The organism is Pseudoalteromonas luteoviolacea DSM 6061, assembly GCF_001625655.1.
GTDB lineage: Bacteria > Pseudomonadota > Gammaproteobacteria > Enterobacterales > Alteromonadaceae > Pseudoalteromonas > Pseudoalteromonas luteoviolacea.
Genome location: NZ_AUYB01000082.1, coordinates 26,625 through 37,014, shown reverse-complemented (window position 1 = coordinate 37,014; position 10,390 = coordinate 26,625). Strand labels below are relative to the sequence as shown.

At 41.5% G+C, this 10,390-nt stretch carries 9 protein-coding genes; 3 read left to right on the top strand and 6 right to left on the bottom strand.

From position 1 onward, the window contains the following. Nucleotide 1: 1 nt before the first annotated feature. Nucleotides 2–2,221, bottom strand: a complete 2,220-nt coding sequence (locus tag N475_RS04755) for a CapA family protein (RefSeq protein WP_155732539.1) — start codon at nt 2,219–2,221, stop codon at nt 2–4. A gap of 237 nt (nt 2,222–2,458) precedes the next feature. Here N475_RS04755 and tyrR point away from each other — a divergent pair, with 237 nt between their 5' ends. Beyond that, complete coding sequence (gene tyrR / locus N475_RS04750) at nt 2,459–4,015, top strand: transcriptional regulator TyrR (protein ID WP_063355458.1); 1,557 nt, start codon at nt 2,459–2,461, stop codon at nt 4,013–4,015. Between the two features lie 26 nt (nt 4,016–4,041). Here the strand turns inward: tyrR and N475_RS04745 are convergent, their stop codons facing one another. Further along, complete coding sequence (locus N475_RS04745; RefSeq protein ID WP_063355419.1) at nt 4,042–4,536, bottom strand: hypothetical protein; 495 nt, start codon at nt 4,534–4,536, stop codon at nt 4,042–4,044. 164 nt (nt 4,537–4,700) lie between these two features. Between N475_RS04745 and N475_RS04740 the strand changes: the two genes are divergently transcribed. Then, a complete protein-coding gene (locus N475_RS04740) occupies nt 4,701–5,240 on the top strand; it encodes a thioesterase family protein (protein ID WP_063355420.1) in 540 nt (179 codons plus the stop codon). Between the two features lie 67 nt (nt 5,241–5,307). On the opposite strand, the gene N475_RS04735 is transcribed toward N475_RS04740, so the two are convergent. Beyond that, nucleotides 5,308–5,958, bottom strand: coding sequence for an OmpW/AlkL family protein (locus N475_RS04735; RefSeq protein WP_063355421.1), 651 nt, complete (start codon nt 5,956–5,958; stop codon nt 5,308–5,310). A 289-nt stretch (nt 5,959–6,247) separates the two neighbouring features. Here N475_RS04735 and dapE point away from each other — a divergent pair, with 289 nt between their 5' ends. Further along, the gene (gene dapE, locus N475_RS04730; protein ID WP_063355459.1) at nt 6,248–7,429 is read left to right on the top strand and encodes a succinyl-diaminopimelate desuccinylase; all 1,182 of its coding nucleotides are present in this window, start codon (nt 6,248–6,250) and stop codon (nt 7,427–7,429) included. 39 nt (nt 7,430–7,468) lie between these two features. On the opposite strand, the gene N475_RS04725 is transcribed toward dapE, so the two are convergent. Genes N475_RS04725 through N475_RS04715 form a run of 3 tightly spaced genes read right to left on the bottom strand, consistent with a single transcriptional unit; the run spans nt 7,469 to nt 10,220 of the window. Next, nucleotides 7,469–8,020: a hypothetical protein gene (locus N475_RS04725; protein ID WP_063364759.1), complete on the bottom strand. Its 552-nt coding sequence runs from the start codon at nt 8,018–8,020 to the stop codon at nt 7,469–7,471. Beyond that, the gene (locus N475_RS04720; protein WP_063355423.1) at nt 8,017–9,210 is read right to left on the bottom strand and encodes a peptidyl-prolyl cis-trans isomerase; all 1,194 of its coding nucleotides are present in this window, start codon (nt 9,208–9,210) and stop codon (nt 8,017–8,019) included. Before N475_RS04720 ends, N475_RS04725 begins: the two co-directional genes overlap by 4 nt. Beyond that, nucleotides 9,210–10,220 (bottom strand): phospholipase C/P1 nuclease family protein, encoded by a 1,011-nt coding sequence (locus N475_RS04715; protein ID WP_063355424.1) that lies wholly within the window; start codon nt 10,218–10,220, stop codon nt 9,210–9,212. The genes N475_RS04720 and N475_RS04715 overlap by 1 nt, the downstream gene beginning before the upstream one ends. Between the last annotated feature and the right edge of the window lie 170 nt (nt 10,221–10,390).

The following is a 10,390-nucleotide window of genomic DNA, read 5'->3' as shown; positions in this document are numbered from 1 at the left end:
TTTATTGGAAGGACGAAAAAGTTAAGCTGAGTGTGACGTCCTTCTGACTGTTTACTTGTAAAAAGTCCAAACCATGTATGGTATTTTCCTGCCAAGTATCATTCACATCAATATTTAAGGTTATATCTCTTTGCCATGATATAAGCGCAATATCATCAAGTATGAGCGTTGCTTCCCCTTCTGCTGGAGGGCTGTGTAAAAAGGTAATCTTAACAGCTCTTGCTGGCAAGTTTTCAGGCCCAAGGACACTGGTGTCATCGGGCAAACTGAATGTGTGTGAAAATGACTGCCAATTGTAATCACCCGCTGATTTTATTTGTAATGTCTGCTCTGAAAAAACGAGGTTATCTTCAGAGGTAAGTATAGACATTTCCGCACTAAGCTCTCCTGCATTTTGGCCTTTGCTATAGCCATATAAACTCATATCATGGTAAGCCAAAAGGGTAGACTCACCCGGTGTGATGGGCATAGTTCGAATGGTATGTTTAAAAGGCATTCTTAAGGGGCGATTGTCAAATTGTGTGCGGACTAAGCACATTCCTTGGCGGCCTCGATGTGCACCGGTGAGGCAAGGTGTTATGTTGTCACTGTCGTTTTCCCAGCGAGATACTTCACCAAATATTTCGTCATTATCCCAATCCTCGAAGTCACCAAAAAGCATTAAATCACGCCCCATGCGGATACTCACCGATTGAGACGTGTTTATCCCGGTTAAAAAGGCGTTGCTTGGGGCATATTCTCTTAAATCTACGATATGTTGCCCCGCAGGCAAGGTAACTTGAACTGGCGCGAGTGTAGTTGGCGCCACAGTTTGGGTGAATGATATATCTGCGTATCCTTGTCTAGGGATCACAGACACGTTCGGGTCGGAAAACTCTCCAAGTCTTCGCATCAAATAGTCACTTAAAAAACCAGTTACCAATTTGGGCTGATAGTCTTCAAGGTATATTGGATAGGCACGAGCACTTCTGGTTTTTGGCTCCAAAGTTGGGTTTACTTCTAAAACAACGGCAACGCCTAACAAAGTTTCTATGCGGTTTTGTTCAAATACAAAATTACCTAATCCCAATAGAGCGGGGGTACCATTAAACAGGCCAAACCCTTGCGCAACGTGAGGGTGGTGGGCAATAAGTAAATCTGGGTTTTCATTACCGATGACTTCAAAACGATTAGTGATATAGCGAGTTGGGGCATAGGAATACTCATCTCCACCATGGAGTTGTGCAATGGCGTAGTCACTTCGAGCAATGGCGCTTTCTACCGCGCTTCTTACACTTGTGGTATCGGTTAAATCTGCAGCCCCACCTTTTTGTTCACGGGCAATATAATCGATTGGGTTGTCTTCACCTGTGATGGATGTTGCAGAGACAATACCCACAGTCAGACCATTAACAGAGGTAATTAATGGAGCAAAGGCTTCCGTATCATTGTTACCCGCGCCACTGTGTAACAGGCCCGCTTCATTGACATACTTTAGGGTGTCTTGCAGTCCATTTTGAAGATAGTCGTAGACGTGGTTATTCCCAAGGGCAACATAGTCGACGCCAATTTCTGTAAGGCCTTGCAAAGTTTCAGGCAAAGAGAAAAAAGCAAACTCTTTTGTAGGGTGAACGCTTGTGGGGGTCGCAAGGATAGGCGTCTCTAAATTCACAGAGGCAAAGTCAGCAGCTTCTACGAGTGGTTTCACATATTGCGTCAGTGAAATGGCATTGGCGGCGGCTGAACTGGCGCGAATTAAAGCCCCTTCGACATCAGGTACCGAATTTCCCATAGTTGTTAATGACGGATCCATATAGCGACGACCAAACATTGTGTCACCAGCAAAAAAGAGACTAACGTCTCGATTAGATTTACTTTCGATATTTAAACTAAAGTCTTGTGTTTCACTTTCTAACTGTAACGTTGTTAAAAAGCTTTTAAAGCCTGATTTTTCAACGGCAATTGTATAGTTACCTTGGGCTAAACTTGGGATGGCAATTTGGCCTAAATCATCGGTCGTATAGGTCACTCCGGACAAGTTAACAGTTGCGTTTTTAACAATGTTGTTTGTTTCATCTTTAACTGTGATGACGAATGCGGCAGACTGAGCGTTTTCTTTGTCTTGCTCAGATTGCTCCTCTTGTTGGCTCTGTGTTGGACCTGTTTCATATGGGTCTTCAACAGAACATGCACTAGTAAAAATGGCTGTTAGAACTAAGGCTATATTTTTTGCTATTTTCATTGTTCTCACCATTCATTTTAACATTGTTTAGTTATTTAGTATTATAAAGTGCATTGGGTTCCCCATGCAATCTTTTCTACCTAGTTAAATATCAAGTTTTTCATATATTTATTGTAGTCCAATACTATTATTTTTTATGAACAAAATATCTGTCCAAAAATGTTTACAATTTGCTAGGCTGATGACTATTCTTAGAGTATGATCCGCACAGAGGTAAAAAACCGTTTTGAGGAACAGATGCGTTTAGAGATCCATTGCGCCGATCGAATTGGGATTGCACAAGAAATTCTCAATATATTGGTAAATTATCGAGTCGACCTAAAGGGGATTGAGGTTGATTCTGTAAATTGTCGTATGTATGTCAGCTTCCCGCCGATTGAGTTTGAGCAATTTCAAAAAATCATGCCTGAGATCCGATTGATTGACGGCGTTGAAGATGTCCGCACGACAGCATTCCTACCTTCAGAGCGAGAGCACAACGAGTTAAATACATTGTTAAGTGCTTTGCCAGATGGTGTGATTTCGATAGATGCAAAAGGCGGAGTTAGGCATTGTAATGATGCTGCATGCAGAGATTTAAACTTATCATTAGATGAAGTCATTGGTACCAGTATCAATGTCCTTTTAAAAGGCTTTAATTTTACGCGTTGGTTGGAAGGGACCGAAGTACTAGGTCAAACCACGCGTGTTGAAGTTGGTGGCGAAGATTATATTGCTGATATCTTACCGATAGCAGTACCACAAGGTGCTGAAGGGGACGTACTGGCAGGTGCGGTTATCAACATCAAATCTCAAAGCAGGCTAGGTCAACAAGTCAGTGCATTTAGGCGCTATGGTCAAGAGAGTTTTGCGACAATTCATAATCAAAGTACGGCAATGCGACGAGTTGTCAGGGAAGCTCGTAAAATGGCTCAGTTGGAAGCCCCAATTTTAATAACGGGTGAGACTGGAACCGGTAAAGAATTGTTGGCCAGAGCTTGTCACTATGCCTCCAATCGTTCTTTGAAACCTTTCATTGCCCTATCATGCGCATCGTTGCCAGATGATGTTGCCGAATCAGAGCTATTTGGATACGCAAGTTTTGATGACAATGTGCCATCTAAAAGAGGCGTACTTGAGCAGGCTGATGGCGGCACGGTTTTTCTAGACGAAGTAGGCGAAATGTCGGAGCAGCTGCAGACAAAACTGCTACGTTTTTTACAAGATGGTACGTTTCGTAAAGTGGGCGATGAAAATGAAGTCAAAGTCAACGTACGTATTATTGCAGCTACACAAAAAGACTTACCTGCAATGGTGCAAGAAGGTGGATTTCGAGAGGACTTGTATTACAGAATCAATGTTCTGACATTAGAGATAGCGCCGTTGCGAGATCGTAAAGCCGATGTAAAGCCGCTTGCTGAGCACTTTATCCAAAAATATGCGCAGCAAAATGGACAGGCAGTTCCGGCACTACACCCTGAATGTTTAGAGTTTCTCGAACAGTACCCTTGGCCAGGTAATGTACGCCAATTAGAAAATGCAATTTATCGCGCTGTTTCATTGCTAGATGATAAAGAGCTACGTATCGAAAACATGCAGTTGCCGACATTTACGCATGACTTGGGTTATCTTGAATCTGATTTTGAGGGAACGTTAGAGCAAGCGGTAAAACGCTTCGAAGCGACGTTACTAAGAAAGCTCTATCCGGCTTACCCTAGTTCCAGACAGTTAGCAAAGCGCTTGGGTTTGAGCCACACAGCTGTAGCGAACAAACTGCGAGAGTACGGTATTAATCGTAAAACGGTTAAAGTATAAGTAAAATTAACGAAGAGGTAGCTTTGCTACTTCTTCGTCCCCATACTTCTTGTTACCCCTTCCAATCTCACAGATTTAATTCCTGTCTCTTCGAAATGTACATCTATGCTCACATTATTGCGGGATAGAAAGTAGTCCACATTATTGAGCGTCAACACATAATCACCTCTAACACGTGAACTAAACGCTTTTTTGGATAACTTGAGTTTGTGTCTGCCAATTTTCCATTCAAATGATTCTATGTAGCCAGAGTTAAATTCTTGGATCCAAACTTTGGACTCGTCTTTACTTAAGGTCATGGCTATAGAATATGATTCAGGTAATTGTGACATTGAGTAAGATTTGTTACCAATGCGAAACTTCTTATCGTTAGCTTTCCAGCCAAATCCAAAATCAAAACTTTTTTCGACTCCCGTTGGATAGGTCACCACACCTTGTCCATTTACATCAAAATCTGCCGCAGCATTAAAGCTAAAGAAAATAAAAGAAAGGAAAAATCCAATTTTGAATATATTATTCATAAATACACACTGATAATAGAGTTACAAATAACTTAATCCAGTTTCTAAAATTAAGCAAGTTGCCGAAATTTAAGAGAAATTGAATTAACTTGTTGAACAAGCTTGTTGCTACTAAGAGCTATGATACACTGACCGAACAAATTACTGGTTAGACCATTGGGAACATGAATTTATACTTTCGATTATTGTTATTATTTTGGAAAATTAAGAAGAATAAAACTCACGAAGGGATGCTAGATCCAACAACAATTGATTTTAGGGCTCTGCCAAGTGATTGCGATATCAATTTACACCTTACCAACTCACGTTACTTGGCCATGATGGACATTGCGCGCACGTGGATGACAGAGCGCATTGGCTTGCTAGGTAAAATTCTCAAGAAGAAATGGTTCCCAATTGTCAATGCTACCGCGATCACATACATAAAAGACATTAAGCCGTTACAGAAGTTTTCGGTGACGACGCAAGTCGTAGGCTGGGATCACAAATATTTTTACATTGAACAAAAATTTCATTCGCCCAGTGGACTACATGCAATTGCATATGTGAGAGGTGTATTCAAAAGTCGCAAGGGTGTTGTGAGTGTGAGTGATCTATTGTCGTTGGCTGATTTTGATGGAGATGCGCCAATACTTCCTGATGAAATTGTGCACTGGAAAGAAATGCTTGAGCAAAAAAAAGTAAATAATAAAAAGGCCACTTAAGTGGCCCAAGGGGATTGAGGTTGCGATCCCTGCTAAATCGGTTGCCCAATAAGGGCAACTACCGTACTTAGAACTTGTATTTCGCACCAATCATTGCAACGAATGGGTCGATTTCAACATCTGAAGTCAGTGCCTGAACACCATTTGCATAGACTGTTGCGTCAGTATCTATGTCCATTTTAGATACCATAACATGTAGACCCCATTTCTCATTAATGTCGTAGTTAAAGCCCATTTGAAGCGCTACGCCGAACGAGCTATCTAGGTCAACCTTCACATCATCCGTTTTTAATGTTTGTTTTAATGCAGCACTGGCTTCTTCATCAAAAAATACGGTGTAGTTTAAGCCTACGCCAACAAATGGGCGGAACTTATCACCAGCACCGAAGAAGTGGTATTGAGCAAGTAAAGTTGGTGGTAAGTGTTTTACTTGGGCAATATCATTGCCAGCTAAGCCACCTTGGCCCTCTACAGTGTGTGAAAATGGCGTTGCTGCAATCAGTTCAAACACGATGTTGTCATTGTATTGGTAATCAAAAGTGATACCCAGTTGTGTATCTGAATCTGCTGATAGGCCCAGTGCCGTGTTTTCTTTAATTGCAGAAGCAGAATCAATCGGGTTTACGTGAATTGCACCCACATTTACGCTAAATTGAGCTTGTGCAAGTGGCGCAGTTACTAGCAGAGTTGACAGTAATGCAGCTGTTAATTTATTCATATTCATCTCCTGAACCTATACGAGGTAAATCTCTGTGATGTGTACATAGTAAGGGGAATAAAAATTTGAAAAGCTGTTCTAGATCAACTTTAAATAGTCAGTTTTCAGAAAATTCTGAAAGTTTGATTTGGATTAAGTTTTTACTTTTTTGCAAGGAAGTATATGGGTAAAAAACATTGCAAAATGACATTGCAACGTGCTTGAGGTAATAAAATTGCAATGACTTGGACATAAACCAGACATTTTAAAAACGTTTAATGGAGTAAAATTGGTTGATTGGCAAATTGTTATGTCGCACCTACTGCAAACTCCTAAAACCGCCTACTCATCTACTGTAGATGTATTGCGATATTTGATTCAGGCACGTTCTATAACGCCTAGCGATGCGGGCACTTTGAACTTTCTTGCTACACAATTACAAGAGCTGGATTTTACGGTTGAGCAGTTTATATGTAATGGTGTAAAAAACTTGATTGCTCGTCGTACTTTTGGAGAGGGGCCGACCCTCGCTTATTCAGGTCATGTTGATGTTGTGCCCGCACAACCTGCTGGATGGCGGGTGGACCCGTTTTCAGGTCAGGTTATTGATGGCGTAATGTATGGCCGTGGTGCGGCAGACATGAAAGGTTCGATTGCAGCAATGCTAAGTGCAACTAGGCACCTTTGCACCATGGAAAAGAACAAGCCTAATTTGGGGACCTTCTATTGGCTTATTACTTCCGATGAAGAAGGAGAGGCTGAATATGGCTCATTGGAAATTGCGCGGTACTTACAGCACCGAGGCGTGAAACTGGATGCATGCTTAGTTGGGGAGCCAACCTCTGGCAAAATAGTTGGTGATACAATAAAAAATGGTCGAAGAGGGGCTATTTCAGGCCGTATCACCATCAATGGTAAAGCTGGCCATGTTGCTTATCCAGAGAATACAATAAATGCGGCTCATATTGCAGGAGAGCTTGTTACACAGCTCGCCCAATTAAATTGGCAAAAAGATGTGCCGGGTTCTCAAACTACATTGCAGGTAACTGGCATCACTGTGCCAAATATTGTAGATAATTTGGTGCCTGCGAGCTGTGAAATCACTTTTAATATTCGCTACAGCCACGCTTACAAAAGTAAAGAAGTCTGCGAGATAGTGAAATCAGTAACTGGCCAAGATAAATTCTGTGCCCAATTACAGTGGGAGCGGCCGTGCGAGTCTTTTTACACGGGTAAAAAGGCTGAAAGGTGCTTTTTATCACTCGTTGAACACGCAATTTCAAAGCAATTAGGTCATTTTCCTGCGTTAAGTACAGCAGGAGGAACTTCGGATGGGCGATTTTTTGCTAATGCCGATACACAAGTAGTGGAATGCGGTGTTAAAAACGACTCAATACATCAGGTCAATGAGCATGTCTCTCTTGCGGATCTTGATGCGATTGAGGGTATATACCTGTCAATTCTTCGTGATTTTTTTGTGCCCCAAGAGTGAGGCTGGTATGTGCTGCAGAGAAGCGCACATACTTCAGCTTCAAAATGGGGCATTTAATTCCTTCTCTAGGTGTTGTTTCATTTTTCTTAAGGCAGCTATTTTCTCCTTTGCTTCATTCAGCTGTGACTCTGGGAGACCAGCATTGATGCCCTTTTGTAATAGATGGGACAGTCGTTCAACCTTTTTATCGACAGCAGCGACATAGTCTCTTTTGAGCGATGTCTCTTGTTCTAATAAAAAGTCGTTATATTCTTCATAGTCATCAAAATCACCGCTATATTGTGGCTGTACTGTTTTTTTCGATTTTTCAGCAATTGGTGGTATATAAAGCGTTTCTTCTGGCTGTGGTTTAGATGGTTGCTGATGGTCAAATAAAGGTTGTTTGGTCTGCACAGCATTAAAGGGGGCTTGGAGGCTAGCATCAGCTACAGTAACCGATGGCTTAGAAGGAAGTTGTGTTACTTGACTTAGCTCCTCATTCGGTAAAACTATGGTGCTAGGCGTGTAGGTGGTGGCATTCGCCAACCACCATACAGACCACAAAATACAGCATCCTAACACAATACACAGCACTAGCTTTATTTGGTTCATAGGTTTATGCCGTGTGTTTTTTGCCAATCAGCAAACAATCTTTCATAAGCGGAGATGGCTTTTTTGCGTGTTAAGGACAAGGAAGCTCTATAGCGAACTGTTTCGCTATTCAGAGGGTGAAACTTGAACGTCGGCTTTTCTGTGTAAACGAGCGCCCATTGGCCATTCGGCATACGAATTGGCCGAGAAATATGACCAATTTGGTTACTAAAAGCAAATTGCGCGAGCCAGTTTTGTGTATGCTGGCGCGTGATCCTCACCATTTTTTGTACTTTAGTGGGCCCAGAAAACTGATTATATAAGTCGCTTTTCTCCATTGTTGAAGTTATGGAGGTTTGCTTTGCTTTTGCAAATATGTCCTGTGCTTGTTGTTGTTCTGTAAAGGTTAGTGCAGCTGCCAAGAGGCTATCGAGGTATTTAAAGTCCTTTTTATTCATTGAGTAAAACTGAGTTATCTCTTTAGTCGACAATGTGTCTTTGATAGCTTCAACATAGTCGCTACGCTCACCATGCAGCTCATCCTTGATACCTAAATATGCTTGCATAGGCGGTCGCAGCAATTCACCGAGAGCTAAAAGTTTAAGCCTTTTCAAAGAGAGTTTAGATTTACTAAGTGCTTTGTTAGCGTGTTGAGTAATAGCATGAAAACGCACAAACTCATCAATGGCTAGTTGCAGTTGCTTAGTATCACCGTTGTGAAGTGCAAATCGTCCTTGCATTGACTGGTCGTTAATAACGTCACTCAGGGTCAGTTTTGGCGATTTCACTAGTTCGACTTGAGACCAACGTTGCATTTGTTCGTCACTATATTTACCTGAATCTGGATAAGGTCCTAACATTGAAGAGAGCTTTTTAGAGTTCCATCCTAGCGTGACATTTTTGATTGGTAGCTTACCGAGTGTCGGTAACTTATGTTTCAGCATTGCAAGTAAGTACCTACGTACATGAAACTCATTGCTAAATCCTACATTAGAATGTCGATTAAGCAGTGGTAGCGACCTAGTCTGTGCTTGAGATATCAAAAATTGGTTTTCTAATAATCGACTCTTGAGCTCTTTTTTAGAAATATCTCTATCTTGTGCTTGGTAAAGAGAGTACATCAACTCTAGCTCTGATTTCGAAATGTGGCTCAATGCGGCGAAACAAGGTAGGCTAAAAAAGCCTACCAAGAATAAAATAATACACCGCATTAGCGAGCTACCATTGCGTGATTAAGTAAGTGCACAACCATAGCGATTGCATTAGGGATAACTTGTTTAGCTGTATTTAGTCTATCGTGATGGTCTTTAGAGTTAAGCACAATACCACCTTGAGAATACGAAAAGGCACCGCCTTGTGTTAGCAGTGGGCGAATGTCAGTCTCATTTGGTTGAACAGGGGAGAAGTTTTGCATCGCCTGAGATACTAAGCTCATATCATTGAGGTTTTCTCTGTCGTAATAGTCTTTTACCCATGATTCCCAATCTGCGTGGTTCAAGTCTGAGGTGGTCCATGTATGGTGAGGTTGTAACAGATCTGTGGTGTGGAATACAAAGCCCAATACTTGAGGATTGCCCGTTTGTAAGTAGCTTTGATACCAGTATTGCCCTAAGTTGTCGATTGGCTGAAAAGGCATTTCTTCAAAGTCATCATACATGCGGTAGTTTGAGTGGCTATCAATTCGGTAATTCTTCTCTGTAATACCGTAGGTATTATATTCGCTGTCATCTGCACTAAACCATCCAGTTTCGCCTCCAGGACCATCATCCAAGTAGTCACCCTTTAGCCAAGTCGCAGCCATACTGTCGACAGTCCCCCACACAGTTAGCTTATCGTAATTGTAACCTCCGAAGTCATTACCATGTTGATCAGCACCTTGAGTATGGTTTTGAAAGTGCCAGTAGCTTGTGTATTTAACTATGCTTTTAGCAACACCCCATACAGGAGCTTGCACGCAATCCCCTGTAATGGCGCCGCAAAAGAAAGTGTCTTCAAAGTCATCAACATCGTAGGCTGCTTGACCCATTAATTCACCAAGTTGGGACACTGTCATGCCTTTTGACTGTGCAAAATTTTGTAACTTATTAAACTCTGTTGTATTTGGGTTTTGTGCCATATAATTAACTGCATCAATGACGATACGTTTATGCGTTTCTTGGCTAAATGCATGCACATTTCCAGCGCTTACGACTAGTGCAGATAGAAAAAGGAGTTTTTTCATCATTTCCTCGATTTGAATATTTACTCGATTGTGAGAAAACGCATTTAAATGTTTGTTTGTGACAAAGTGATTTAAAAAATGTTAATTGTTGAGTTGCAAAATGTTTTCTTGTTGGATGAGAAGTGCTCAGGTATGATCTGGGACTGAATATAGGCACAAGTGCTGCGATA

Coding starts and splice junctions, on each gene's coding strand:
- N475_RS04720 (WP_063355423.1), bottom strand. CDS start 9,210: ATGCGGTGTATTATTTTATTCTTGGTAGGCTTTTTTAGCCTACCTTGT.
- N475_RS04725 (WP_063364759.1), bottom strand. CDS start 8,020: ATGAACCAAATAAAGCTAGTGCTGTGTATTGTGTTAGGATGCTGTATT.
- tyrR (WP_063355458.1), top strand. CDS start 2,459: ATGCGTTTAGAGATCCATTGCGCCGATCGAATTGGGATTGCACAAGAA.
- N475_RS04715 (WP_063355424.1), bottom strand. CDS start 10,220: ATGAAAAAACTCCTTTTTCTATCTGCACTAGTCGTAAGCGCTGGAAAT.
- N475_RS04740 (WP_063355420.1), top strand. CDS start 4,701: ATGAATTTATACTTTCGATTATTGTTATTATTTTGGAAAATTAAGAAG.
- N475_RS04745 (WP_063355419.1), bottom strand. CDS start 4,536: ATGAATAATATATTCAAAATTGGATTTTTCCTTTCTTTTATTTTCTTT.
- N475_RS04735 (WP_063355421.1), bottom strand. CDS start 5,958: ATGAATAAATTAACAGCTGCATTACTGTCAACTCTGCTAGTAACTGCG.
- dapE (WP_063355459.1), top strand. CDS start 6,248: ATGTCGCACCTACTGCAAACTCCTAAAACCGCCTACTCATCTACTGTA.
- N475_RS04755 (WP_155732539.1), bottom strand. CDS start 2,221: ATGAAAATAGCAAAAAATATAGCCTTAGTTCTAACAGCCATTTTTACT.